Source organism: Serratia sp. HRI, from assembly GCF_010119335.3.
Classification (GTDB): Bacteria; Pseudomonadota; Gammaproteobacteria; order Enterobacterales; family Enterobacteriaceae; genus Serratia; species Serratia nevei.
Genome location: NZ_CP083690.1, coordinates 411,141 through 436,162, shown reverse-complemented (window position 1 = coordinate 436,162; position 25,022 = coordinate 411,141). Strand labels below are relative to the sequence as shown.

General features: G+C 59.8%; 30 protein-coding genes and 1 pseudogene. 15 read left to right on the top strand and 16 right to left on the bottom strand.

All coding sequences use genetic code 11. The features are described from left to right. Positions 1-280: 280 nt before the first annotated feature. On the top strand, positions 281-1,300 hold the full coding sequence (locus tag GF111_RS02195; protein ID WP_147190731.1) for an ADP-ribosylglycohydrolase family protein: 1,020 nt from the start codon (positions 281-283) through the stop codon (positions 1,298-1,300). A gap of 21 nt (positions 1,301-1,321) precedes the next feature. On the opposite strand, the gene GF111_RS02190 is transcribed toward GF111_RS02195, so the two are convergent. Further along, positions 1,322-2,086 (bottom strand): GntR family transcriptional regulator, encoded by a 765-nt coding sequence (locus GF111_RS02190; protein WP_047727719.1) that lies wholly within the window; start codon positions 2,084-2,086, stop codon positions 1,322-1,324. A gap of 132 nt (positions 2,087-2,218) precedes the next feature. Between GF111_RS02190 and GF111_RS02185 the strand changes: the two genes are divergently transcribed. The 3 genes from GF111_RS02185 to GF111_RS02175 all read left to right on the top strand — a co-directional run bounded on the left by GF111_RS02185 (position 2,219) and on the right by GF111_RS02175 (position 5,021). Further along, positions 2,219-3,733 carry a PLP-dependent aminotransferase family protein gene (locus tag GF111_RS02185; protein ID WP_147190729.1) on the top strand — a complete coding sequence of 505 codons (1,515 nt, stop codon included), beginning with the start codon at positions 2,219-2,221 and terminating at the stop codon, positions 3,731-3,733. A 115-nt stretch (positions 3,734-3,848) separates the two neighbouring features. Further along, positions 3,849-4,301, top strand: a complete 453-nt coding sequence (locus GF111_RS02180; protein ID WP_147190727.1) for a GNAT family N-acetyltransferase — start codon at positions 3,849-3,851, stop codon at positions 4,299-4,301. A gap of 15 nt (positions 4,302-4,316) precedes the next feature. Then, entirely contained in the window at positions 4,317-5,021 is a 705-nt protein-coding gene (locus tag GF111_RS02175) for a GNAT family N-acetyltransferase (protein WP_049273793.1), read from the top strand. A 48-nt stretch (positions 5,022-5,069) separates the two neighbouring features. Here the strand turns inward: GF111_RS02175 and purB are convergent, their stop codons facing one another. Continuing rightward, positions 5,070-6,440: an adenylosuccinate lyase gene (gene purB, locus GF111_RS02170; RefSeq protein WP_033638215.1), complete on the bottom strand. Its 1,371-nt coding sequence runs from the start codon at positions 6,438-6,440 to the stop codon at positions 5,070-5,072. A gap of 22 nt (positions 6,441-6,462) precedes the next feature. Beyond that, positions 6,463-7,089 carry a high frequency lysogenization protein HflD gene (gene hflD / locus GF111_RS02165; protein WP_038877781.1) on the bottom strand — a complete coding sequence of 209 codons (627 nt, stop codon included), beginning with the start codon at positions 7,087-7,089 and terminating at the stop codon, positions 6,463-6,465. 331 nt (positions 7,090-7,420) lie between these two features. On the opposite strand from hflD, the gene kup reads away from it, so the two are divergent. Continuing rightward, positions 7,421-9,289, top strand: a complete 1,869-nt coding sequence (kup, locus tag GF111_RS02160; RefSeq protein ID WP_047727716.1) for a low affinity potassium transporter Kup — start codon at positions 7,421-7,423, stop codon at positions 9,287-9,289. A gap of 48 nt (positions 9,290-9,337) precedes the next feature. On the opposite strand, the gene mnmA is transcribed toward kup, so the two are convergent. From mnmA to rluE, 4 genes are all read right to left on the bottom strand, one after another. After that, the gene (gene mnmA, locus GF111_RS02155; protein WP_060435405.1) at positions 9,338-10,438 is read right to left on the bottom strand and encodes a tRNA 2-thiouridine(34) synthase MnmA; all 1,101 of its coding nucleotides are present in this window, start codon (positions 10,436-10,438) and stop codon (positions 9,338-9,340) included. A gap of 106 nt (positions 10,439-10,544) precedes the next feature. Continuing rightward, positions 10,545-10,991, bottom strand: coding sequence for an NUDIX hydrolase (locus GF111_RS02150; protein WP_025302526.1), 447 nt, complete (start codon positions 10,989-10,991; stop codon positions 10,545-10,547). 9 nt (positions 10,992-11,000) lie between these two features. Beyond that, the gene (locus GF111_RS02145; protein WP_038877774.1) at positions 11,001-11,339 is read right to left on the bottom strand and encodes a lysozyme inhibitor LprI family protein; all 339 of its coding nucleotides are present in this window, start codon (positions 11,337-11,339) and stop codon (positions 11,001-11,003) included. A gap of 22 nt (positions 11,340-11,361) precedes the next feature. Then, positions 11,362-11,988, bottom strand: coding sequence for a 23S rRNA pseudouridine(2457) synthase RluE (gene rluE, locus GF111_RS02140; RefSeq protein WP_047727714.1), 627 nt, complete (start codon positions 11,986-11,988; stop codon positions 11,362-11,364). A 131-nt stretch (positions 11,989-12,119) separates the two neighbouring features. Between rluE and icd the strand changes: the two genes are divergently transcribed. After that, positions 12,120-13,373, top strand: a complete 1,254-nt coding sequence (gene icd, locus GF111_RS02135; protein WP_015377612.1) for an NADP-dependent isocitrate dehydrogenase — start codon at positions 12,120-12,122, stop codon at positions 13,371-13,373. An 83-nt stretch (positions 13,374-13,456) separates the two neighbouring features. Here the strand turns inward: icd and uspF are convergent, their stop codons facing one another. The 3 genes from uspF to GF111_RS02120 all read right to left on the bottom strand — a co-directional run bounded on the left by uspF (position 13,457) and on the right by GF111_RS02120 (position 14,602). Then, positions 13,457-13,912, bottom strand: a complete 456-nt coding sequence (uspF, locus tag GF111_RS02130) for a universal stress protein UspF (protein ID WP_038877769.1) — start codon at positions 13,910-13,912, stop codon at positions 13,457-13,459. 216 nt (positions 13,913-14,128) lie between these two features. Continuing rightward, positions 14,129-14,356, bottom strand: a complete 228-nt coding sequence (locus GF111_RS02125) for a YgdI/YgdR family lipoprotein (RefSeq protein ID WP_047727713.1) — start codon at positions 14,354-14,356, stop codon at positions 14,129-14,131. Between the two features lie 12 nt (positions 14,357-14,368). Then, positions 14,369-14,602: a YgdI/YgdR family lipoprotein gene (locus tag GF111_RS02120; RefSeq protein ID WP_038877765.1), complete on the bottom strand. Its 234-nt coding sequence runs from the start codon at positions 14,600-14,602 to the stop codon at positions 14,369-14,371. 236 nt (positions 14,603-14,838) lie between these two features. On the opposite strand from GF111_RS02120, the gene tolA reads away from it, so the two are divergent. Both tolA and GF111_RS02110 read left to right on the top strand, forming a co-directional pair. Continuing rightward, positions 14,839-15,405 carry a cell envelope integrity protein TolA gene (gene tolA, locus GF111_RS02115; RefSeq protein ID WP_223294949.1) on the top strand — a complete coding sequence of 189 codons (567 nt, stop codon included), beginning with the start codon at positions 14,839-14,841 and terminating at the stop codon, positions 15,403-15,405. Positions 15,406-15,537: 132 nt separating this feature from the next. Continuing rightward, positions 15,538-16,440: an HNH endonuclease gene (locus GF111_RS02110; RefSeq protein WP_038877763.1), complete on the top strand. Its 903-nt coding sequence runs from the start codon at positions 15,538-15,540 to the stop codon at positions 16,438-16,440. 29 nt (positions 16,441-16,469) lie between these two features. Here GF111_RS02110 and GF111_RS02105 read toward each other — a convergent pair whose 3' ends face one another. Continuing rightward, complete coding sequence (locus tag GF111_RS02105) at positions 16,470-16,760, bottom strand: hypothetical protein (protein WP_038877762.1); 291 nt, start codon at positions 16,758-16,760, stop codon at positions 16,470-16,472. Positions 16,761-16,906: 146 nt separating this feature from the next. Between GF111_RS02105 and GF111_RS02100 the strand changes: the two are divergent. Further along, positions 16,907-17,325 (top strand): annotated as a pseudogene (locus GF111_RS02100) (N-acetyltransferase family protein). Here the strand turns inward: GF111_RS02100 and GF111_RS02095 are convergent. After that, entirely contained in the window at positions 17,322-17,534 is a 213-nt protein-coding gene (locus GF111_RS02095) for a hypothetical protein (RefSeq protein ID WP_038877757.1), read from the bottom strand. The pseudogene GF111_RS02100 and the gene GF111_RS02095 overlap by 4 nt on opposite strands. A gap of 93 nt (positions 17,535-17,627) precedes the next feature. Beyond that, the gene (locus GF111_RS02090; protein ID WP_038877756.1) at positions 17,628-18,743 is read right to left on the bottom strand and encodes an AI-2E family transporter; all 1,116 of its coding nucleotides are present in this window, start codon (positions 18,741-18,743) and stop codon (positions 17,628-17,630) included. 294 nt (positions 18,744-19,037) lie between these two features. On the opposite strand from GF111_RS02090, the gene GF111_RS02085 reads away from it, so the two are divergent. Next, complete coding sequence (locus tag GF111_RS02085) at positions 19,038-19,175, top strand: hypothetical protein (protein ID WP_164491941.1); 138 nt, start codon at positions 19,038-19,040, stop codon at positions 19,173-19,175. A gap of 64 nt (positions 19,176-19,239) precedes the next feature. Here the strand turns inward: GF111_RS02085 and GF111_RS02080 are convergent, their stop codons facing one another. Next, positions 19,240-20,451 (bottom strand): CynX/NimT family MFS transporter, encoded by a 1,212-nt coding sequence (locus tag GF111_RS02080; RefSeq protein WP_038877754.1) that lies wholly within the window; start codon positions 20,449-20,451, stop codon positions 19,240-19,242. A 235-nt stretch (positions 20,452-20,686) separates the two neighbouring features. Here GF111_RS02080 and GF111_RS02075 point away from each other — a divergent pair, with 235 nt between their 5' ends. Then, positions 20,687-21,145, top strand: a complete 459-nt coding sequence (locus GF111_RS02075; RefSeq protein WP_038877751.1) for a hypothetical protein — start codon at positions 20,687-20,689, stop codon at positions 21,143-21,145. Between the two features lie 98 nt (positions 21,146-21,243). Beyond that, a complete protein-coding gene (locus GF111_RS02070) occupies positions 21,244-21,660 on the top strand; it encodes a DUF2000 domain-containing protein (protein WP_038877749.1) in 417 nt (138 codons plus the stop codon). Positions 21,661-21,672: 12 nt separating this feature from the next. Here GF111_RS02070 and GF111_RS02065 read toward each other — a convergent pair whose 3' ends face one another. Continuing rightward, the gene (locus tag GF111_RS02065; protein WP_038877747.1) at positions 21,673-22,023 is read right to left on the bottom strand and encodes a GFA family protein; all 351 of its coding nucleotides are present in this window, start codon (positions 22,021-22,023) and stop codon (positions 21,673-21,675) included. 141 nt (positions 22,024-22,164) lie between these two features. On the opposite strand from GF111_RS02065, the gene GF111_RS02060 reads away from it, so the two are divergent. The 3 genes from GF111_RS02060 (at position 22,165) to GF111_RS02050 (ending at position 24,216) form a co-directional block, all read left to right on the top strand. Then, complete coding sequence (locus GF111_RS02060; RefSeq protein WP_004941260.1) at positions 22,165-22,374, top strand: hypothetical protein; 210 nt, start codon at positions 22,165-22,167, stop codon at positions 22,372-22,374. Between the two features lie 247 nt (positions 22,375-22,621). Beyond that, positions 22,622-23,527 carry a gluconolaconase gene (locus GF111_RS02055; RefSeq protein ID WP_255606609.1) on the top strand — a complete coding sequence of 302 codons (906 nt, stop codon included), beginning with the start codon at positions 22,622-22,624 and terminating at the stop codon, positions 23,525-23,527. Positions 23,528-23,571: 44 nt separating this feature from the next. Further along, on the top strand, positions 23,572-24,216 hold the full coding sequence (locus GF111_RS02050; RefSeq protein ID WP_038877745.1) for a Qnr family pentapeptide repeat protein: 645 nt from the start codon (positions 23,572-23,574) through the stop codon (positions 24,214-24,216). Here GF111_RS02050 and GF111_RS02045 read toward each other — a convergent pair. Beyond that, positions 24,206-24,823, bottom strand: a complete 618-nt coding sequence (locus GF111_RS02045) for a LysE family translocator (protein WP_038877742.1) — start codon at positions 24,821-24,823, stop codon at positions 24,206-24,208. The two genes, GF111_RS02050 and GF111_RS02045, sit on opposite strands and share 11 nt — an antisense overlap. Between the last annotated feature and the right edge of the window lie 199 nt (positions 24,824-25,022).

Genomic DNA, 25,022 nt, shown 5'->3' with positions numbered 1-25,022 from the left:
ACCATTTTGGCAAAAAATGCTGAGGTTATGGTAGGTATAACCCGCTCGGCCCGCAAGAGAGCCGAAGCAATGTATTAAAATAAGCGTTATCAATTTGTTCGCTGACATTATTGGCAAGCTCTGATAAACGTCGGATAAACAGCGGCGGGGCAACGTTAAACGCACCTTAAACGCGGTGGGCATTGCCGGCAGGCGGAAGGGTGAACCGGATCGCTTGAAAAGTTTTAAAGGTACTAATAAGGTATTGTTGATGTATCGGCACACTTTTCAGGAGCGACGGATGAAGCAGTTAACCCAGGCAGAACGCATAGCGGGCGCACTTTACGGACAGATGCTGGGCGACGCGCTCGGCATGCCTTCCGAGCTGTGGCCGCGCGAGCGGGTTAAGCGCTACTTCGGCTGGATAGACGGCTTTCTCGATGGGCCGCAGGAGAACACCGCCGCCTGCTACTTCAAGGCCGGGCAATATACCGACGATACAGCGATGGCATTGGCGTTGGCCGATGCGCTGCTGGAAGCGGAAGGCGAGGTGGTGCCGGAACTGATTGCCCGCAACGTGATCCGCTGGGTGGACGGTTTTGACGCCTTCAACAAGAACATTCTCGGCCCCAGTTCCAAACTGGCGCTGAGCGAGCAGAAAGCGGGCACGCCGATCGCCGAGTTGGAAAACAACGGCATCACCAACGGTGCGGCGATGCGCATTTCGCCTTTGGGCTGCGTGCTGCCTTCCGCGCCGCTGGAGGATTTCTACCGGCAGGTGTGGCTGGCCTCCAGCCCGACGCACAAATCCGACATCGCCGTCGCCGGTGCAGTGGCGATCGCCTGGGCCGTCGCGCGGGCGGTGGAGGGGGCACAATGGGCCTCGATTCGCCTGGCGTTGCCGGAGGTGGCGGAGTATGCCCAGCGCCGGCAGGAAACGACGTTCAGCCCTTCGCTGGCGGCGCGCATCGAACTGGCGTTTCAGGTGGTGGATGAAGCCGCTGACACCGAGCAGGCCTCCGAACGGGTGTATCAGCTGATCGGCGCCGGGGTGAGCACCATCGAGTCGGTGCCCGCGGCGCTGGCGATGGTGCAGCTGGCGCAAACCGATCCGACCCGGTGCGCCGTGCTGTGCGCCAACCTGGGCGGTGACACCGACACCATCGGCGCGATGGCCACCGCGATTTGCGGCGCGCTGCACGGCGCAGAAGCGATCGAACCCGGATTGCTGGCGGAGTTAAAACGGGTGAATCCGCTGGATATCGAGGCTTACGTTCAGGCGTTCGCGCGTTTTCGCCGCCGCCGACAGGGCGAGGCGTAAGCGACCGCGTGACGCAACGGATCAGCTTTCGCTGGTAAACTCGTACATGTCGCTGCGGCAGAAGCTTTCGCTGTATTCGATCGGCTTTTTATGGTGGTCGAACAGCGTCTGGCGCACGATCAGCAGCGGCATCGGCTCCGAGAGCCGCAGCGCCTGACGGATATCGTCGTCGGCCATCGCCGCGCTGACCTGGCTGCGCAGCGATCCCATCTCAACCTTATTGCGCCGGAAGTAGTCGTACAGCGAAATGCCGATCTCGTCGACGTTGGCAATTGCCGTCACCACCACGTAGGACACCGCCACCGACATTGGCCGCCGATCGATCAAGTGAATGCGTTTGAGTTGGTAGATCGGCGTACCGGCCGCCAGCTGGAGCTTTTCAGCCAGTTCAGCGCCGGCGGGCATCCGCTCGCGGCTGATCCACTGGGTGTCCGGCCGGCGCCCCTGCTGTATCACCTCGCGCGAGAATCCTTTGACGTCCGCCAATGAATAGAACAGCTTCGGCTCGGGCCGTTGCGGTTGGATAAAGGTGCCGTAACCGCGCGAACGGCCGATGATGCCATCCTGTTCGAGGCAGGCCAGCGCTTTGCGCACCGTGATGCGCGAGATGCCGAGCCGTTCGGTGAACAGGCGTTCGCTCGGCAAAAAATCCCCCGAATTCAGCAACCCTTGTTCGATGGCCTGGCGCACCGAGGCGTTGAAGCGCAAATACAGCGGCATCGCGCCCGCGCTGGCCAGATCCTGCTGCAGTTTGTCCAGCAGACGCTGGTTGGTCTCCTTGCTCATAGCCGACGGAAGTCCTGTAGCCGCAATGCGATGGCTTATTTAAGGGGATTTCGCCGGGCAGCGCAACTGCCGCCGCCGGAGCGAAATGAGGTAGAGTAGTGCGTCGGCCCCAGAGCCAGGAGAAATACCCCCATGAGCGACACCCCACGACACGCGGACGACACGGCGATCCTGTCCGCCTTTGCGCAGCAGCGCCGGCAAGGCCTGACCCGGCGTTCGGCGCTGCATCAGGCCCTGTTGCAGCTGATTGCCGCCGGAGAACTGCCCTGGCGGACGAAGCTGCCGCCAAGCCGTGTGTTGGCGGCCCGGCTGGCGGTGGCGCGCGACACGGTGGAACAGACCTACGCTCGGCTGGAGGCGGAAGGGTTCATCAGCCGAACGGTGGGGCGCGGCAGCTTTGTGCGCTATCGCTGCGACACGTTGCTCGGCCGCGAACTGCTGGCGACGGCGACGGGGCAAGAGGCGCGGCTGGCGGAGCGCGAGCTGAGCGACCGCGGCCGGGCGCTGCTGGCGGTCCGCCATACGCCGCACACCAGCCGCCAGGCTTCGCTGACGCCTTCGCTGGCGGATCTGCGGGCGTTTCCCATCGACCAGTGGCTGCAGCGGGAGAAGCAGGTGCTGCGGCAGCATGGCGAGCGGCTGTTGGGGTATGCCGATCCGCAAGGGTTGCCGGAGCTGCGCGCGGAGATCGCGCACTACTTGCAGCGGGAGCGGGGCGTCAAGGCGACGGCGGAGCAGGTGATCGTAGTGACCAGCTCTCAGCAGGCGCTGGCGCTGTGTACCCAGGTGCTGTTCGATCCCGGCGATGCGGTGTTCGTCGAAGAGCCGGGTTACCAGGGGGCGAAAAAGCTGGTGCAGTCGGCGGGGCTGCAGGCGCGGCCGATCGGCATCGACGAGCAGGGGCTGGATGTCGGGCAGCTAATGCAGGCCTCGGGCGGCGGACGGGGCGTGTATATCACGCCGTCCCATCACTACCCGCTGGGGTATTCGCTGAGCCTCGATCGGCGGCTGGCACTGTTGCAGTGGGCGCAGCGGCAGCGAGCCTGGATCATCGAAGACGATTACGACGCCGAGTTCAACTACGACCGGCAAACCAAGGCGGCGCTGCAGGGGTTGGACGGCGGCGGGCGCACGCTGTACCTCGGCACCTTCAGCAAGACGCTGTTTCCGGGGCTGCGCATCGGTTTCATGATCGCGCCGCCGCAGCTGGTGCGGCCATTGGTCGCCGCCAGGCAGTTTCAGGACGGCTACACGTCGGCGCTGGCGCAGATGACGCTGTTCCACTTCCTGCACGAGGGGAGCTACGCCGAGCATCTGCGCAATATGCGCACGCTGTACAAGGCGCGGCTGGACGCGCTGTACGACGCGGTGCATCGTCACCTGGCGGCCTGGACGCGTCCGGCGCTGCCGCAGGGCGGGCTGCAGCTGGTTTGTCCGTTGGCGGATGCGGCGACGGAGCGGCGGCTGGTGGTGGCGGCCGCTGAGCGAGGGATTCGGCTGTACGGCCTGGCGGACTTCTACACCGGCACGCCGCAGCGTGGGGCGTTGGTGCTCGGCTTCTCGGCCTATACGCCGGATGAGATCGTGCGCTTTATCACCACGCTGGCCCAGGTGTTCAGCGCGCTGCCGGTGGCAAGCGACGGTTAAAATTGGTCTGCTCTGCGTTTTTGATTGGTCCGTATTAGACCGCCGCCGCGCGGTGTATTCTGCCGCTATCCGATTATTTCCCTAATGGAAATAATATCTTACTCCGTGAGGCGCTATGAACCTATCCAACCCTGAAGTGACTATCCGCAGAATCAATGGCGACGACAAAGCGCAATGGCTGGCGCTGTGGCAGGGCTATCTCGATTTTTACCGCGCCGACGTGGCGCCGCAGGTGACCGATCGCACCTTCGAACGCCTGGGGCAGGATGAACAGGTGTACGGGCTGGTGGCGGAGGATGCCGAGGGCCGGCTGCTGGGGCTGATGAACCTGGTGTTTCATCCGTCCACCTGGAGCGCGGTCGGCTATTGTTATATCGAAGATCTCTATGTGTCGCCGCAGGCGCGCGGCCGCAAGGTGTCGGAAAAGCTGTTCGAACAGGCGTATCGGCTGGCGGAGGCACGCGGCAGCGATCGGGTCTATTGGATGACCCAGGAGTACAACGCGCCGGCGCGCTCGCTGTACGACAAAATCGGCAGAAGAAGCTCGTTTATCGTTTATACCCGTTAACTGCAGGAGGCGTGTATGGCAATGAATCGTTATGGTCAGCCGGTTGGCGAACCGATGCCGGATTGGCAGCCGGCTCGCCGCCCGGGCGGCGCGACGCTCGGCGGGCGTTTCTGCTCGCTGGCGCCGCTCGAGCCGCAGCGGGATTACGCCGCGCTGTTCGAGGCGTTTCAACTGGCGCCGGACGGCCGCGACTGGACCTATCTGTCTATCGAACGGCCCGATACGCCGGCGGCGATGCTGCAACATCTGGAGACGCTGCAGGCCAACCCGGCGCTGGTCAATCTGACGGTGTTCGACGCCGCCAGCGACGCGCCGGTGGGCACGGTGGCGCTGATGCGCATCGACGAGGCCAACGGCGTGCTGGAGATCGGCCACGTCAGCTGGTCGCCGTTGATGAAACAGCGCTCCAGCGCCACCGAAGCCATCGCACTGCTGCTGCGCTACGCCTTCGACACGCTGGGCTACCGCCGCTGCGAGTGGAAGTGCGACAGCCATAACGCGCCGTCGCGCCAAGCCGCGCTGCGCTTCGGTTTTCGCTACGAGGGCAACTTCCGCTTCGCGGTGATCGTCAAGGGGCGCAGCCGGGATACCGACTGGTTCGCCATCACCGCCGACCGTTGGCCGGCGGTGCGTCAGGCGCTGGCGCGCTGGCTGAGCGCGGACAACTTCGATGCGCAGGGGCGGCAGATAGCCAGGCTGCAGGTGTTGCGCGGCGAATGATAAGCAAAAAGGCGGCCCAGGGGCCGCCTTTTTATCGGGCTAAAGCGCTTACTTCAGCTCGTCGACCATGGTAGTGGCGCGGCCGATGTAGTTGGCCGGGGTCATCGCCTTCAGACGGGTTTTCTCTTCTTCCGGCAGCGCCAGGCCATCGATGAACGCCTGCATGCCGGCGGCGTCCACGCGTTTGCCGCGGGTCAGCTCTTTCAGCTTCTCGTATGGCTTCTCGATACCGTAGCGGCGCATCACGGTCTGGATCGGCTCGGCCAGCACTTCCCAGTTGTGATCCAGTTCGTCCAGCAGGTGCGCTTGGTTCACCTCCAGCTTGCTGATGCCTTTCAGGGTGGCCTGATAGGCGATCAGCGCGTAGCCCAGGCCCACGCCCAGGTTACGCAGCACGGTGGAGTCGGTCAGGTCGCGCTGCCAGCGGGACACCGGCAGTTTACCCGCCAGGTGGCCCAGCACGGCGTTGGCCAGGCCCAGGTTGCCTTCGGAGTTTTCGAAGTCGATCGGGTTGACCTTGTGCGGCATGGTGGAAGAGCCGATTTCGCCGGCGATGGTCTTCTGCTTGAAGTGGTTCAGGGCGATGTAGCCCCAGATGTCGCGGTCGAAGTCGATCAGGATGGTGTTGAAACGCGCTACGCAGTCGAACAGCTCGGCGATGTAGTCATGCGGCTCGATCTGGGTGGTGTACGGGTTCCAGGTGATGCCGAGCGAGGTCACGAACGCCTCGCTGAACTGGTGCCAGTCCACTTCCGGGTAAGCGACGATGTGGGCGTTATAGTTGCCGACCGCGCCGTTGATTTTACCCATGATCTCCACGCGCTCCAGCTGGCGGTATTGGCGCTCCATGCGGTAAGCCACGTTGGCGAACTCTTTGCCGACGGTCGACGGGGTCGCCGGCTGGCCGTGGGTGCGCGACAGCAGCGGAATATCGCGGTATTCCAGCGCCAGCCCTTTCAGCGCGTCGATGATTTTGCGCCAGTATGGCAACACCACGTCCTGACGGGCGCTTTGCAGCATCAGCGCGTGCGACAGGTTGTTGATGTCTTCGGAGGTGCAGGCGAAGTGGATGAACTCGGACACCGCGTGCAGCGCAGGCACCGCCGCCACTTTTTCCTTCAGGAAATACTCGACCGCTTTCACGTCGTGGTTGGTGGTGCGCTCGATGGTTTTGATGCGCTGAGCGTCTTCTTCATTGAATTCCGCGACGATTTTGTCGAGGAAAGCGTTTGCGTCGGCGTCAAAAGCGGGAACTTCCTTGATTTCTGCGCAGGCCGCCAGTTTTTGCAGCCAACGTACTTCAACCTGTACGCGGAATTTCAGCAGACCGTATTCGCTGAAAATGGGGCGCAGTGCGCTGACTTTATCACCGTAGCGTCCATCAACGGGGGAAACGGCGGTCAGTGAGGATAATTCCATCGGTAGCAACTCCTGGGATCGATTAACAATGAGCAACGATATTTTGCGCCTGTTTGAACAGACGATTACGGGAAAACATTAACTGCAGGCGGCTGCCGCCGACCTGTTGCCACAGCACGGCGGCGCGAATGCCGGCCAGCAGCGTGGCGCGAACCTTAGCCTGCACCTGCGGGTTCTGCAAGATTGCCGGCGAGCCGGTCACCTGGATGCGCGGCCCGAGCGGGCTGACCACGTCGACGTAAATGCCGGCCAGCGCGCTGATGATGGTGTCCGACTCAAGATCGAAGTGCGCCAGCTGGCGCTCGAGCTGGCCGAGGCGTTCGCCGAGCGTGTTCATCGCCGGTTTGTTGGCGTTAAGCTTGCGCTCCAGCACCATCAGGCTGATGGTGTAGCGGGTCAGTTCCGCACCCGGCCCTTTGTTGTTGGCGTTAAGCACGCCCATCAGGGTTTCGAGGCCGACCATCAAATTGCGTTCTTCACCGCCGAACACCGCCAGCGTGGAGGGCGGGTCCATCTGCAGCAGGCTTTTCAGCGAGGTTTGAAAGGCTTCGCGGTTGCATTGCCCTTCATGGGCCAACTGCTGAACCAAACGCGCCGCCTGGCTGATACCCGCCATGGCCAGCGTGATGTCATAATAATTCTTCGCCACGATTACTCCTGTAAACGCTGTGAACGGTACATGGCTTACTGCATAAGGTTGTGTGTATCGCCAGGATAACGGCGGCGGCCGCGAACGGGAACGATCGGGCGTGGCTGTAACAACGATGACAACGAATGCCGCGGATCATGCCACAAAATCGAGGGTAAACCCAGCGTCTAATACGCCCGTAACGAGGCGGAGGCGCCGTGCGGCGCAGAACTGTGCAAATAGGAGCCGAAAATCTCCGGCGTAGCGACGCGAACATATTGTTGCGGCGGCAAATAAAGTGCGGCGGCTGCATCTATACTGCCAACGTGAGCCCTCAAATAAAGACCTTTATATGCACGTAAAAAACAAGCAGCCGCTGCCGGCGGTGACGCTGGCGGCCATCGGCGTGGTGTACGGCGATATCGGCACCAGCCCGCTGTACACTCTGCGCGAATGCCTGACGGCAGAGGAGGGCATCACCATGACGCCGGCCTCGATCTACGGCTTTCTGTCGCTGATCTTCTGGCTGCTGACGCTGGTGGTGTCAATTAAATACATTTGTTTCGTGATGCGCGCCGACAACGACGGCGAGGGGGGGATCCTGACGCTGATGTCGCTGGCGATCCGCAAGCTGGATGCGCGCTGGGTGCCGGCGGCGGTGCTGATCGGGCTGGTGGGCGGCAGCTTTTTTTATGGTGATGGGGTGATCACCCCGGCCATTTCGGTGCTCTCGGCCATCGAGGGGCTGCAGATTATCGCCCCCGAGCTGGACCGCTTTATCGTGCCGCTCTCGCTGCTGGTGCTGACCGCGCTGTTTGCGATCCAAAAACACGGCACCGGCAGCGTCGGCAAGCTGTTCGCGCCGGCGATGGTGATCTGGTTCCTGACATTGGCGCTGCTGGGCATCGGTGGCATTTTGCATCACCCCGGTGTGCTGCGGGCGTTGAACCCTTACTGGGCGGTGAATTTCTTCCTCGAGTACAAGACGGTATCGTTCTTTGCGCTGGGCATGGTGGTGCTGTCGGTGACCGGCGCCGAAGCGCTGTACGCCGATATGGGCCACTTCGGTAAAAAGCCGATCCGCCTGGCGTGGTTTACCCTGGTGGCGCCGTCGCTGGTGTTGAACTACTTCGGCCAGGGGGCGCTGCTGCTGGCTAATCCGGCGGCGATCAACAACCCGTTCTTCCTGCTGGCGCCGACCTGGGCGCTGATCCCGCTGCTGGTGATCGCCACGCTGGCGACGGTCATCGCCTCGCAGGCGGTGATCTCCGGCGTGTTCTCGCTGACGCGCCAGGCGGTGCGGCTGGGCTACCTGCCGCCGATGCGCATCATTTATACCTCCGATCAGGAGTCCGGGCAGATTTACATTCCGGTGGTAAACTGGCTGCTGTTCGCGGCGGTGCTGATCGTGATCATCAGCTTCAAACACTCCGGCAACCTGGCCTCGGCTTACGGCATCGTGGTGACCGGCACCATGCTGCTGTCGTCGATTTTGCTGAGCATCGTGGCGGTGAAAAACTGGGGCTGGCCGCGTGCGCTGGGCGGACTGATGTTGGTTGTCATGCTGTGCATCGACGTGCCGCTGTTCGGCGCCAACCTGATCAAGCTGGCGACCGGCGGCTGGCTACCGGTGGCGCTCGGGCTGACCATTCTGCTGATCATGCTGACCTGGAAGACCGAGCGTTCGCGCCTGATCCGCCGGCTGCGCGACAACCAGGAAGGGCTGACCGCGCTGATCGAGTCGCTGGAGAAGGCGCCGCCGAAGCGGGTGCCGGGCACCGCCGTGTTTATGGAACGCACGCCGCACGCGGTACCACTGGTGCTGTTGCACAACCTGAAGCACAACAAGGTGCTGCATGAGCGCGTGGTGCTGCTGACCATCGTCACCACCGACATGCCGTACGTGCACAACGTGCAGCGGGTGGCGATCGAACAGCTGTCGGCGAGCTTTTGGCGGGTGGTGGCGAGCTACGGCTGGCGCGAAACGCCCAACGTGACGGACATCCTTTACCGCTGCGGCCTGGAAGGGATGAGCTTCACCATGAACGAGACCTCGTTCTTCATGTCGCGCGATACGCTGGTGCTGGGCAAACGGCCCTGGTATTTGCGCATTCGCGGCAAGGTGTTCCAGCTGTTGCAGCGCAACGCGCTACGGGCGCCGGACCTGTTCGAAATCCCGCCGAACCGGGTGATCGAGCTGGGGGCGCAGGTGGAATTCTGAATAAAAAAAACGCTGCGGTAAACGCAGCGTTTTTCTTTTGCCGGGCAGTTACGCCAGGCGCTGTTCGATGATGCCGCCGCCGAGGCAGATTTCGCCCTGGTAGAACACCGCCGACTGGCCGGGGGTGACGGCGGAGACCGGTTCGTCGAAACGCACTTCGATGCGTTCGTCGTCGAGCGGGGTCACGGTGCAAGGGATATCCTGCTGGCGATAGCGGGTCTTCACCGTGCAGCGGAACGTGCCGCTCAGCGGCAGGCGATCCACCCAGTGCAGCTGCTGTGCGATAAGGCCGACGGACATCAGGCGCGGATGATCGTGCCCCTGTGCGACCACCAGTACGTTGTTGGCCACGTCTTTATCCACCACGTACCACGGATCTTCGCTGCTGTCTTTCAGGCCGCCGATGCCCAGCCCTTTGCGCTGGCCCAGGGTGTGATACATCAGGCCCTGGTGTTCGCCGACGGTCTGGCCGTCAACGCTGACGATCGGGCCCGGCTGCGCCGGCAGGTAGCGGCCGAGGAAGTCACGGAACTTGCGCTCGCCGATAAAGCAGATGCCGGTGGAGTCTTTCTTCTTGGCGGTGACCAGCTCCAGCTGCTCGGCGATGCGGCGCACCTCCGGCTTCTCCAGCTCGCCGACCGGGAACAGGCTCTGCGCCACCTGCTCGTGGCTCAGGGTGTAGAGGAAGTAGCTCTGATCTTTGTTACCGTCGACGCCGCGCAGCAGGCGGCTCTTGCCGTCCACGTCCTGGCGGCGCACGTAGTGGCCGGTGGCGATAAAATCGGCCCCCAGATCTTCGGCGGCAAACTCCAGGAAGGCTTTGAATTTGATCTCTTTATTGCACAGGATGTCCGGGTTCGGCGTGCGGCCGGCCTTGTACTCTTCCAGGAACAGCTCAAACACGTTGTCCCAGTATTCCGCCGCAAAGTTCACCGTGTGCAGTTCGATGCCCAGCTTGTCGCAGACCGCTTGCGCGTCGGCCAGATCGGTCGCGGCGGAGCAGTACTCTTCGTCGTCGTCTTCTTCCCAGTTCTTCATGAACAGCCCAGCGACCTGATAGCCCTGTTGCTGTAACAGATAGGCGGTAACGGAAGAGTCGACGCCGCCGGACATACCGACGATTACTTTTTTCTGGCTGTTGTCTGACATGGGGATCTCACGAACTTGAACACGAACCGTGCTGATAAAAACAAGCGCAGGATTTTACCACGTTGGCCGCGCCGGCGCACTGTTCATCTTGTGCTGCCCGGCGCCCTTAAAACGGCCAGGCGAAGCTGCCGACCAGTGACAGCGGGTAGCGCTCCGGCTGCTGGTAGCTGCGAATGCTCTCCGCCACCAGTGCGGAACGCAGGTTGGGCGCCTGCAAAATCTCGTCGGCGCTCAGCCACAGGCAGCGATCGATGTCGCTGTCGTGCGGCTCGGTCGGCAGCGGCTGTTCCAGCTCGATAACGAAGCAAAAACGCAGGAACGGCGTGCGATCCGGCGCGATCCACTGGTGCAGGCGCAGGAACGCCTGAGGCGTGGCGCGGATGCCTGTCTCTTCCCACAGCTCGCGTTCGGCAGCCTGTACCAGCGTCTCGTCGGCCTCGAGGTGGCCGGCCGGCTGGTTCCACAGCGCTTTGCCGTTGATGGTCTCTTCGACCACCAAAAATTTGCCGGCGGCGTGCACTACGCAGGCCACGGTGACGTGCGGTTTGAACATGCGCTCTCCTTACAGCGGTTTGTCGATGCGCTGGTAGATGTCGTCCAGTTCGGCGATGCGGGTGCGGTAGCTTTGCAGCAGGCAGGCGGTATCGCCGCCGCACCGCTGGCGTTTTGCCAGCCAGGCCTGCTGGCTGTCCTGCATCGCGCCACGCGCGCCCATGGCGAACAGGCCGCGCAGGAATTGGTACTTGGTGGCCATTTGCACATCCAGATCGTTCAGCGTGCGGTTGGCGCAGATGGCTTGCTCATCGCGGTTTGCCGCCTTGGCGCAGTCGAAGCTGGCGGCCTGGGCGGCGAACGGGGCCGCCAGAGCGGCGAGCAGTAGCGCGATCGGCGTGTATTTCATGGCGCCTCCATCGGTTATCGGTCTACAGAGAATCGATGCTTTTCCATTCACCAGGCTGCAGTGAACCCAGCGAAAGATTACCCATACTGTAGCGAATCAGGCGCAGGGTAGGGAACCCGATATGCGCCGTCATACGACGCACCTGGCGGTTTCGCCCTTCATACAGGGTGATTTTCAGCCAGCAAGTGGGGATGGATTTACGTTCGCGGATCGGTGGGTTGCGCGGCCACAGCCACTGCGGCTCGGCCACCAACTCCACCCCGGCGGGCAGCGTGGGGCCGTCTTTCAGCGTGACGCCGCTGCGCAATGGCGCCAGATCGCTCTCCTGCGGCGCGCCCTCGACCTGCACATAATAGATTTTGCCGGTGCGCTTCCCCGGCTGGGTGAGCTGCGCCTGCAGCTGGCCGTCGTTGGTCAGCACCAGCAGCCCTTCGCTGTCGCGATCCAGGCGCCCGGCGGCGTAAACGTCGGGGAAGGGGATGTACTCTTTCAGCGTGGCGCGGCCGGCTTCGTCGGTGAACTGCGGCAACACGTCGAAGGGCTTGTTGAATAACACAATTCGGCGCGGCCCTTTCGGCGCGGCGGGTTTGGCGGCATTCGGCTTGCTGAATCGTTTAACGTTGTGATTTCTAACAGAGAATTTTTTCATAACAGTTGAGATTACGGATGATAAGCGCATTATAACCGAATCCGTTTCGGATTGGCGCGGACCGAATATTCAAGTAGTATCTACACGCATCTTACAAAGCATTAACAAAATTGCGCTTGAAGGAGAGGTTGATGGAAAGCAAAGTAGTTGTTCCGGCAGAAGGTAAAAAAATCACGGTTGACGCCCAGGGTAAACTGGTTGTTCCTCATAACCCGATCATCCCGTTCATCGAAGGCGACGGCATCGGCGTTGACGTGACTCCTGCCATGATCCACGTGGTTGATGCGGCCGTTAAAAAGGCTTACCACGGCGAACGTAAAATCTCCTGGATGGAAATCTACACCGGCGAAAAATCTACCCACGTTTACGGTAAAGACGTGTGGCTGCCGGACGAAACTCTGGACCTGATCCGCGACTACCGCGTCGCCATCAAAGGCCCCCTGACCACCCCGGTCGGCGGCGGCATCCGTTCTCTGAACGTGGCCCTGCGCCAGCAGCTGGATCTGTACGTGTGTCTGCGCCCGGTGCGTTACTACCAGGGTACCCCAAGCCCGGTGAAACAGCCTGAGCTGACCGACATGGTGATCTTCCGCGAAAACGCCGAAGACATCTACGCCGGCATCGAGTGGAAAGCCGGCTCCGCCGAAGCGGACAAAGTGATCAAGTTCCTGCGCGACGAAATGGGCGTGAAGAAAATCCGCTTCCCAGAGCAGTGCGGTATCGGCGTGAAGCCATGCTCCGAAGAAGGGACCAAGCGTCTGGTGCGTGCGGCGATCGAATACGCCATCACCAACGACCGTGACTCTGTGACCCTGGTTCACAAAGGCAACATCATGAAGTTCACCGAAGGTGCCTTCAAGGATTGGGGCTATGAGCTGGCGCGCGAAGAGTTCGGCGGCGAGCTGATCGACGGCGGCCCATGGCTGAAGATCAAGAACCCGAACACCGGCAAAGAGATCGTGGTTAAAGACGTGATCGCCGACGCCTTCCTGCAGCAGATCCTGCTGCGCCCGGCGGAATACGACGTGATCGCCTGTATGAACCTGAACGGCGACTACATCTCCGACGCCCTGGCGGCCCAGGTTGGCGGCATCGGTATCGCACCGGGCGCCAACATCGGCTCCGACTGCGCGCTGTTCGAAGCGACTCACGGCACCGCGCCGAAGTACGCCGGCCAGGACAAAGTGAACCCAGGCTCCATCATTCTGTCCGCAGAAATGATGCTGCGCCACATGGGCTGGTTCGAAGCGGCTGACCTGATCGTTAAAGGCATGGAAGGCGCCATCGCCGCCAAGACCGTGACCTATGACTTCGAACGCCTGATGGAAGGCGCTAAACTGCTGAAATGCTCAGAGTTTGGCGACGCTATCGTTAAACACATGTAAGCGTGTTTGGCGTTTGAATGAGAGCGGGAGCCTTAGGGCTCCCGTTTTTTATTGTTCAAATATGAGTGAGGTATCGGACAGGCTCAGCGAGCGGCGTTAGCCGATTCACGCACGACCAGCACCGGGCAATTGGCGTGGCGGACAACGGCGGTGGCATTGGAGCCGAGGAGGTAAGTGATCGCAGAAGGGCGGTTGGAACCCATCACAATAATCTCCGCGTTAAGCGCATCAGCAAGTTCCAGGATCTGATCTTTAGGATCGCCGACGGCAACGTGCGTGGTCACTCTATCTTCAGGCACGCTGAATTGTTTTGCCGCTTTTGCCAGCCCCTCGGTCGCTAGCGCAATGGTTTCATCTTTGGTTTCTACCGCCGCGGTGGCGGCAAAGCCGAAGGCCGCGTAGGTGGCGCGCGACGGGATCACCGCCAGGAAATGGACGTGGGAGTCTTCGAGCCTGGCGAGCGCGTTGACATGCGGGATGACCTGCTGTGTTAATTCCGGCTCGGTAATATCCACGGGAACCAAGATTGTTTTATACATACTCCCTCCTTATCGTTATCAAAAAACTCCACTTTTTGGATTATAGCTGCTTGATGCAGGGAAAGGAGAGATCCCTATGGCAAACCTGAGAACGTTGGCGCTAAATGTCAGGTGTTTATCGGTGTTATCGTTAAATTCACGCAAGCGCGCCGGTTTTTTGAGTAGAAAGGGAGCCATTGGCTCCCTTGGTTTTAGCTGGCTAAGGTTATCGAAATCTTAATGCGGGATCTCTGAAACCTCTTTGACTTCCGTCTTGTTGATTTGCTGTTTAACGCCATTGGCGTCGGTATAACCGATCAACCCGGCAGCGGTTTCTTTCGGCTTGCCGTCACTGATGAGCGTTCGCCCGTCGTGGGTATGGATGGCGTAGCTGGTGCGTGTGCAGCCTGACAGTGCGGCGATGGCAATCAGGGCGATCGCGGGAAGAACAAGCGTTTTTTTCATTTGTAGCTCCTTTTAGTTATCCAACTCACTCATGTTTGCAATTTGGTCTCGATTGATTTGTTCCGTTTTGCCCGTTTCTGCATTTCGATAGGAGACTAACCCGGTATCTTTATCGACCTGAGGCTTGCCGTCGGTGACAATGGTCTTGCCATCCGTTGTTTTGATCGCCTGATTGGAAGCGCAGCCCGCTATGAACATCACCGTAGTCGCAGTAAGAAGCGCGGCAAAGAGTCGTTTACTTTTCATACTTACCATCCTGGTTACTTAAATGAATTTAATAGCAGGAAAGTAAGTATAGGCAGAATCTCCAGATTGCTAGCGTTGAAACGCTTTTAATGCGATAAAAATTAAGAATTTCTTAATTTATTGATGGGGTGATTGATCGTTCGGATAACAAAGTTATCGATAGGTCAGGGTTCGCAGACGTACTGCCCGGTGAGGGTGCTATGGCTTCATGTCATCATCGGCCCAAGATACTCCGCATGCCGATGCTTGATACTAACAATGTCTCTGGTGGTTTGGCGTTAATTCTGTATAAGTATGCGCCGGGGATCTTTTCGAATACAACGTTGATTCGGCTGATAATCATCCATAAGGACAGGGATATGATAATAACGCATTCAGGCTACAAAACCGGCATCGCCATACTATTGGCGGCGATGACCGCGCTGACGTTAACGGGGTGTGCCAAGCACACTGCCCCCAGCCAAAACGATCCGGCGAATAAAGAGGTCGATGATCTTTTCGCCAACCTTGGTGACCCAAAGACGCCTGCGCCGGGAAAAGAAAAATTACATTACATGACTCAGGTGCAAGCTGAGATTCAACGCCATTTAAAAGACGCCGCCACTTACTCAGGCCAACGCTGTACATTGCGTATCACGCTGGCGCCGGACGGCATGCCAGTCGGTGTTCGAACTGAAGGAGGCGATCCGGATCTTTGCCGTGCCGCCATGCAGGCGGTTGCCGATGCGCGTCTGCCTAAGCCGCCAACGCCAGAGGTCCAAAATGCGTTCCAAATTATCACGTTGGAATTTCGCCCTCAGTGAATAAGCAACGCTATCCCGGTCAAGGCCGGGATTTTTTATTGCCTGCACCCTGCGTTAATGGGTGAAAATCACTAAAGCCATTGATGAATGGTGACGATAACCCTTAAAACTCCTGATTATAAAAGAGTGGCAATGCGTTTTTTCTGGGTCAACATCGGTGGCAGCGTCGCGGAAGTTTTGAAGGGTGAATTCCTGTGGGCGCCGCAATATGGAATAAATAAAACGGGGAACATGTTTAAACCTGCCGGGTGGGAAACGGTCAAAAAAGTCAAAGAGGGTGACCTGATTTTTTGCCACAAGGGTAGGAGGATAATCGGCGTGGCGACAGCGGTACGCGATGCTTACTCTGCACCGCGACCGGAGTATCGGGCTGCGGGACCGCGGCATATTGCGGGTACCAAAGTCGATTTGAAACTGACGTGCCTTGAACTACCCATTGATGTTTCCCTTTTTAATCAGGCGTTCATACGCATGCACAACCCGACTTGCCTTCCGCGCGTTTTTAATAAGACAGGCGGATGCACCGAAAACTATATGTGCGAGATCCCCGCACCGGCAGCCGCGTTGATCGCCTGTTTTATCTCGGAAAATCTCTCGATCCATTTCCATGCGGATACCGTCGAAATCACCAAAGAGATCGGTGGTGAGCAAGCAACGGTGATTCAGGCGCGGATTGGGCATGGCCCCTATCGCGATAAAATGTTAAAGCGGTGGGGAAACCGGTGCGCCGTCACGGGGATTGCGGAGCCGTCCATTCTCATTGCCTCTCACATCGTTGCCTGGTCGATTGCGACCTCAGAAGAAAAAGTGGATCCGCACAATGGTCTGCCGTTAATCCCCAATCTGGACAAGCTGTTCGATCGCGGCATGATCAGTTTTGCCGATGACGGACGTTTGTTGTATTCACGGACGATGAGCGGTTTGTTAGGCGAGCTAAGGATCCCGTTGGACGCCAACATTAGCGGGTTGTCTGAAAAGAACAGAGCTTACCTGCGGCGGCATCGAGCGAGATGGGGTTTTGAAGTAGAGCCCTGATGCAGGTTTGCAAATCAGGGCCGGCGCTCCTACCGATACATCATCGCGCTCACGCGCTCTGCTCGATCTTTAAAACCGTTGCTGCGCATCGTTACCACGTAATAGCGGTAGTGATGTTTCTGTGCGTATTCGCGCACCAGATCTTCGGCGAACAGGCCGCTGAAGGTGACGGTGGTGACGAACGTCAGCCCTTTCACTTCGTAGGTGCCGATCTCTTGCGGGGTGCCGATATACGGCGGCGGGAACACGGTTTTGTGGAACTGGCAGCCGGCCAGCAGCAGGGTAAACAGCAGGGCGGCGGAGATTTGCGGTATTCTCATCGGGAAATGCTTTCCTTCCTTGGCGTGTGTTTTGGTAACTCTATAATAGGATTACAAAATTCGACCGGGATGTAAAAACTATCCCGCCGCGGTTGCCGTTTCGTTGATGCGGTATCGCCGCTACCCATAAACATAAGGGGGTATACATGCCTGTTCGTCTTGCCACTGAAACCGATGCCGCAGCCCTGATCGCCCTCGACAGCGTCGCCGAATACGATCCGCGGCGCGCGGCGCAGATCCGCACCTGTTGCGGGCAGGGTATCGTTATCTTGCTGAACAACGGGGCGTGGTGATGGGTTACGGCGTGCTGCACTATCACTTCTTCGGCTGCGGCTTTATCGAGCTGCTGATGGTTGGCGAGCGCTATCGTCGCCGGGGCGTCGGGCTGGTGCTGATTACGGCGTTGAAGTCCCACTGTCGGCACCCGAAGCTGTTCACCTCCACCAATCGCTCCAACCTGCCGATGCAGCGGCTGCTGTTGAACGCCGGGTTTGTTGCCAGCGGCCAGATTGACAATCTCGATGACGGCGATCCGGAGCAGGTATTTTTTATCCCGGCGCGCTAATAAAGCCGGACATCGACCGCCTGCTGTTGCAGCCAGGTGCTGACGTAGCCATAAGCGGCATAGAAGGCCAGCAGCGCGAAGAGCAGCACGGAAAGCGAGGCCAAAAATTTGACGTCGCCGTGCTTCGACAGCTGATAAGCGCAATAGAAAAAGGCCATCAGGCACAGCAGAGTGAAGGCGATAGCCAGCGTGGCGTAAAAAATAAGCATAGCGAAACCCGTTCTTCCTTGTAAGCGCGGCAAGGATACCACAGACAAAAAAAGGGGCCCAACTGGGCCCCGGCGTGATTCGCTGCGGGAGGGTTACTCCGCCGCGTCGGGATGGTTTTTGCCTTCTTCGATGAATTCTTCGTCGATCTCTTCGATGTTTTCCTCGCTGTCGCGGCCGGACAGGATGTTCCAGCAGGCGATGAACAGCGCGGCGATCAAGGGGCCGATGACGAAGCCGTTGATGCCGTAGATCTCCATGCCGCCCAGGGTGGAGATCAGGATCAGGTAGTCCGGCATTTTGGTGTCTTTGCCCACCAGCAGCGGGCGCAGGATGTTGTCCACCAGGCCGATCACCACCACGAAGAACACCACCAGGAAAATGGCTTTCCACAGCATGCCGGTGGCGAAGAAGTAGATCACCGCCGGCACCCAGATGATGGCGGAGCCCACGGCCGGAATGATCGACAGGAACGCCATCAGCGCGCCCCACAGCAGGCTGCCGTCGATGCCGGTAAAGTAAAACGCCAGCCCGCCGAGCGCGCCTTGCACTACGGCGACCACCACCGTGCCCTTGACGGTGGCGCGGGAGACGGCGGCGAACTTCACGAACAGGTGGTGCTTCACGTGCTGGGAGAGCGGCAGCGCTTCGAGCGCCAGGTTTACCAGATAGGGGCCGTCTTTCAGCAGGAAGAACAGCAGGTAGAGCATTACGCCGAAACCGACGACGAAGTTGAAGGTGCCCTTGCCGATCAGGAACACGCTGCCCGCCAGGTATTGCCCACCCTTGAGCGCCACCTCGGAAAGCTGCTTTTGGATCTCGGCGGCGCTGTTGAGGTTATGCTCCGCCAGGAAGCGCTGCGCCCAGCCGGGCAGGTGGCGCATAAAGTCCGCCAGCATGGTCGGCAATTGGCTGTTGTTGGTCTGCAGCTTGGTGTAGATCACGTTGAATTCCATCGCCAGCGACGAGGCGATGATCGCCAATGGCGTGAACACGATCAGGCAGATCAGCGCCAACGTCAGCAGCGACACCACGCCGTTGCGTTCGCCGACGTACTGCTTCAGCTTCTTTTTCACCGGATGGAAAATCACCGCCAGAATAATCGCCCACAGCACCGAGGAGTAGTAAGGCCCCAGCACGTCGAGAAAGGCGGCGGTGACGATAAACAGGATCAGGATAAAGAATCCTTTGGAAATGCCTTTAGACATCATAGTCGTCCCTCAAAAGATGAATTTTCAGCATAGATGAACTGAATGAAAACAACACTATCATCACCTTTGCTTAACCGGTAGGGGATTTTTAGTGGCGTATTCCATAGGGTTATTAAGGGCAAGGCGGGTGCCACACGGTGAACAGGCGGCGGCATGAGAAAAGAAAGAGGGCTAAATAATTAATAAAATTTATCGATTGTGTTTCATTTTGTGAGCCGCGCTTGCCGCCTGCGCCAGGCTTTCCTGGTGTTGATGAGGGCGGCCGTTCGCCCGATATCACGAAGGAGTATGCAAATGACTGAACGCAAACGACTCGGCGTCATCGAGAAAACGCTACTGATCGCCTTTGCCGGCCTGCTGGTGTATTTCGCGGCCACCGGCGCCTTGTCATTATCGGGCCTTGATCATCACTGGCCTTACCCTTCGCGATAGGCAGGCATCTGCACCAGGGAAAATTCAGCACCGCTTATAACAAACAGAACGACCTTTCTGCTTATCACCCCGCATTATGCCGCCGGCTGAGAAAAGCCAGCGCCAACAGCGCCCCTGACACCGCAGCCGCCAGCACCAGCCACGCCGGGGCCGCCCAACCGGCCGCGGCCACGATGGCGCTCAGCGCGACCGGGCCGATCACCTGGCCGAGATAGTTCCCCTGCATCACCAGCCCCAGGCTCAGCGGCAGCAGCGTCGGTTCCGGCGTCGCCGCCGGCGTGGCGGCCAGAATGGTGGCGGGCAGCATGCCGGCGATGGCGCAGAACAGGAAACACAAGGGGATCAGCAGGCCGTTGGGCGTCATCGGCAGGAAAATGCCGATGCCGAAGATGCCTATGATCAGGCTGGTGGCCGCGAGCAGGCTACCGGCCCGCAGACCACGCGACAGCAAGAGCCCGGCGGCGAGGTTACCGATGATGTTCGCCGCCACCGCCGCCGCGCTGATGCCGCCGGCGGCCGCCAGCGACAGGCCGATGCGTTGCATCAGGAAGATCGGCAAGAAGGTCATCACCGAGAAAAACTGCAGGTTGTAAGTGGTGAACATCAGCGCCAGCAACAGCGGCCGACGCGCCCGCAGCATCGCACCCAGCGCTTGCCGCAGCTGTAACGGCGGAACGTGCGCCTCGGCGGCACGGCGGGAGGTGGTCAGCGGCAGCATCAGGGCGGCCAACAGCGTCAACGCCGCACCGGCCTGCCAACTTTGTTGCCAGTCGGCGAGATGGGGGCCGAAAAACAGCGAAACGGCGATGCCCGCCGGCATGAAGGTGCTCCAGATGCCGAACACCAGGCTGCGCTGCGCCGGGGCGACGAGGCGGTTCAGCACTGCTGGTGAGGAGACCACCACGATCACGAAGCCGAGGCCTTCGACAAAGCGGCTGACGATCAACCCGCCGAAGTCGTGTAGCGTGGCGCCGGTAAAGCTGGCGGCGCTGACGATCAGCAGCCCGAGCGCCAGCAGGCGCCGATCGCCCCAGCGGCGCACCAGCAGCCCGGCAGCGATGCCGCCGAACACCCCGACGAAGGGAAAGGCCGAAATCACCCAGCTCAGCGCCTCAAGCGAACGGCCAAACTCGGCCTGCAGCGCCGGCAAGGCAATGGTGGCCTTGCCCACGTGCAGCGCCGCGGCGATGCCGGCGAACAGCACGTTGACGACGGCTAACCAGGGTGTGGCGGCGGGAAGAACGCGGTCGATGGCGTCCGGTTTAATCGCGGTCATAACACTCTCCAGTGGCGGTAACGCCATCACTATGAGCTCTTGCAACGGCTGAGGTCGTTCAAATGCTGCGCTATCACGCGGAGAAATTATTCATTTCGAGCTTTATGGATTGCGCGCCTTTGTTGTTTGGTTCGCCAGCGTGCCGCCCTGCTTGGACGCGGGTGCCCGTTCAGCGGTTTACTGTTCCGGCACGCAGCGAGCGTGCCCGATCAATTTTATTTATAAGGAGCAGTGTATGTCAGAGATGATGAATGAAAACGGAGCGCCGGTGATGGAGTGGAGCTACGGCGGCCGGGGTGATGATATCAGCAGCAGCCTGAGCCTCGACACGGTTGAGGAGCAGCCGCAGGGTTTCCTGATGACGATCGATCGGCCGGTGCAGATCTTTAAAGACGCGCTGTCGCCGATGATGGCTTTTGTCACGCTGCTGCGTCCGCTGTATGCGAAGACGGGCGAGGGATTCCAGTTCGTGCCGGTTTCCAACCCCTGGACCGACGTGCAGCGCCTGCCGCCAAGCGCCGGCTATCTGGGCGTGCAGGTCAACGCCGGGCTGTTCTTCCACGGCGCCAAACCGACGCACTATAAAGATCGCGACGGCCAGATGAAACCGATCGACGGCGGTACTGTCCTGCAGAACATCACCGTGCTGCATCAGGTGGCGCAGCCGCAGGGCCCGGGCGAAGGCGGGATCTGAGTCTGAAACGTTATCACGGGGCCGGACGCGGCCCTTATCTCGCCTTGAAAACCGCCCTTGGCTTGGGTAAAAAGGGTTGTCTATTCAAGGAGAAGAGTATGTACAGCGACAACGAGAAAAAATTTTATATCATCCTTAACCGCAACCACGAACCGGCCACGCTGTTTAACGCTTCCTGCCATCTGACGGCGGGCATCACCGATCTGATCGAGCAGCGCGAGTTTCACCACTATCCGAGCAACCTCGACGGCGTCAGCGCCAATATGAGCCACTATCCGATCGTGATCCTGCAGGCCAAGAACAGCAGCCAGCTCAGCAACCTGATTCTGAAGTGCAAGGAAGAGGGCGTGTTGTCCAACTTCTTCACCACCACCATGCTGTCGCACTCCGCCGAGCAGCAGATCGCCGACACCGCCAACACCCCTTACGAACAGCTGGATTTCGTGGCGGTGGCGCTCTACGGCGACGCCGAACAGCTTAAGCCGCTGACCAAGAAATTCTCCGTCTACCGCTGAAAACGCGGGATCTCAGACGCTGGCGCCGTCGTAACTGTGGATCTGCAACGCATCCAGCGCAATGTCAGGCACGCAGCGCAGGTTGACGGCGCACATCGCGGCGCCGTCCGGCGCAGTGCCGTAGGCGAAGGGCTGGGCACCGCAGACTCGGCAGAACTGATGGCGGATCTTGTGGTGATTGAAGGTGTAGGTGCTGAGCTGGTCCTGGCCGCTGTTGAGCGTGAAGGCGCTGATGGGGAAGAACGACAGCAGCAGCCCTTTGCGGCGGCAGATCGAACAGTTGCAGCTGAGGGCCTCGGTGGGCAGTTCGGCGTCCACGGAGAAGGTGACGGCGCCGCAGTGGCAGCTTCCCTGGAATGACATGGCGGTGATCCTGTGGCAGGAGGGCGGGTTTGCCCAGTATAGTGCAATTTATCGCCATTCGGCCGCGCCGTGCGCGGTTTCCTTAATAAATGCGCGGTTTTCTGGTAGGTTAAGGTTTAACGTCATCAAAAGGAGATCGCGATGTTAGAGCATTACTATCCGGCAAACATGGGCGCCGAACCGGTCACGGACGAACAGCACAAGCGGCTGGTGGCGGTGCAGGCGGCGCTGGAGCTTATCAAGGCTACGCTGTCAGACACCAACGATGGCAATGGCGTGGATTTCCAGCTGAAGGCGGCGGAGAAGCACATCGGCCCGATGGCCGACGCCATTCAGGAAGCCCTGAAGTAATGGTTCGCCGTCACCTCAACCGCCCGCACCGGGCGGTTTTCTTTTGCGCCGATTACTGCGATTTTTTTAGTGGCGCATTGCCTTTCTCCCGGCTGGTGCCGTGAACGACGCGATCCTACTCTAGCGATCCGAGTCCTTATCAGGGTCATGCTCATGTTCCGCTTCAGCCTCTTTTCTTTCTTATTACAGCGCCGCCGGCGCTTACCCTGAGGGCGTCGCCTGGAATGCGCGCGCCGGCGCGTTTTTGGTGTCGACCCTGCGCGGCGGGCAGCTTGGCCTGGTTTATCCCAATGGCCGCTATCGGCGGTTTTCCACCGGTAAGGGGCTTATCACCACCTCCGGCATGCTGGTGGACGCCGAGCGTAATCGGGTGCTGGTGTGCAACGAAGACGTGGGGGTCTCCCTCAGCTCTACGCCCGGTACGCGCAATCGCGTGGCGCAGGTGCTGGAGTTCAATCTCGATACCGGCGAGCTGCAGCAGACGTACGATCTCTCATCGTTAAGCCGTGGGCCGACGCTGGCCAACGATCTGGCGCTCGACGCGCAGGGCAATATCTACGTGACCGACAGCTTCCAGCCGCAGATTTACAAGATCGACCGGGCAACGCGCCAGGTATCGATTCTGATGCGCTCAGCGCGTTTGATGCCGGCCGACGCTCCCGCCGCTGCGCAGGGCACGCAGCCTTATCTCAACGGCATCGTGTCTCACCCGGATGGCTATCTGATTGCGGCGGACTACACCCGAGGGCTGTTGTGGAAGGTGACGTTGGATAACGCGCCTGAGATAAGTGAAATCAGACTGCCGCAGCGGCTGAAAGGGCCGGACGGGCTGCGGCTCAAAAATGCCCATGAATTGGTGATCGTACAGTCTTTTCCGGGGGCAAAGGGGAGCATGTCCGGCGACGTAATGCTGCTCTCCTCGAACGACGGCTGGGCCAGCGCGCATATCACGGCGGTCGACACGCCGCCGGAATTGGATGGGCCGACCGGCGCCGCGCTGCGCGATGGCCAGGTGTGGGTCGTCAACTCCCGTTACCCCCATTTGTTTGCCGACGTCGCTCAGGCCGAGAGAACCAGGACGTTCAGCATCGTCAGGGTGGCGTTAGAGCGGAGGCCCGCCGATCGGCGACGGTTGCCAACCCGGCCGGAATAGGATTAAATGCCGCACTGACTGTATAAATAAACAGGTGCGCTGCGATGAGTCTGATGTTGAAGGGTGAAAAGATTGACCGTAACCGCTTTACCGGCGAAAAAATTGAAAACGGCAGCTTTATGCTGTGTGATTTTTCGGGTGCCGATCTGACCGGCACCGAATTCATCGGCTGTCAATTTTACGATCGCGAGAGCCGACAGGGCGGTAACTTCAGCCGCGCGATCCTGAAAGACGCGAGTTTTAGAAGCTGCGATTTATCGATGGCCGATTTCCGCCACGTTGACGCATTGGGGGTGGAGATCCGCGAATGTCGCGCGCAGGGAGCAGATTTTCGCGGCGCCAGCTTTATGAATATGATCACCAGCCGCACCTGGTTTTGCAGCGCCTATATCACCAAGAGCAACCTGAGCTACGCCAATTTTGCCAAAGTGGTGTTGGAGAAATGCGAGCTGTGGGAAAACCGTTGGCACGGTGCGCAGGTGCTCGGCGCCAGCTTCAGCGGCTCCGATCTGTCCGGCGGCGAATTCTCCGGTTTTGACTGGCGCGCCGCCGATGTCACCCAGTGCGATCTGAGCAACGCGGAACTGGGCGAGTTGGATTTGCGCACCACCGATCTGCAGGGCGTTAAAATGGACAGTCACCAGGCCGCTCAACTGCTGGAGCGGTTGGGGATCGCAATCATCGGCTGAAGAGCTGCCTGATGCCCAGGCTGATGATCAGCACGCCGCAGGCGCGATCGATCCAGGCTTTACTGCGTCGGTAGGCGCTGGCGATCGGCGCGTGCGATAGCACCAGCGCCACCAGGCCATACCACAGGCTAGCGACTACCGCGACCTCCAGCAGCATGGCGGCGAAGGTGGGCATGGAGACATGGGCAGGCGCCGCCGACGAAAACACCGCGGCGTAAAAGGCGATAGATTTGGGGTTGGCGATGTTGGTGGCGATGCCCTGCAGAAAGGCGACGCGAAAACCGCTTTTTCCGGTCACCGTGGAGGGGCCGGAAGAAGGCGCCGCTTGGGCGATAAGCCGATAGCCGAACCACAGTAAATAGCCGGCGCCGGCCACTTTTACCGCTAGCGCCAACCAGGGGAACAAGGCGAAAATTATACCGACGCCGAGCAGGGCGCTGCTCGCCCAGAACAGGTTGACCAAGACAATGCCCGCCACCAGAGCGAAAGCCTCGCTGCGGCGCGCGGAAACGGCTTTGTGGGCGACGGCGACAAAATTGGGGCCGGGGATCACCACGCCGACGATATAGACGGTGAAAACGGCGAGCACGGCTTGCATATCGATCATCGGTTAACGGCCTGTAAGAAGGGGGAACCTAGTTCTATAATGAATCGCCGGTATGATCCAGCAGTGCGAAAAAATTTTTTCATAGGCCGTTAGCGGCAGATGCAGGCGGTGCTTTGCGGTAATAAATTTATGAGGCAGATGAATATAATTTAAAATATATCTTGCTTAAATAACTCAGCCGTGTGTAAATAGCGTCATC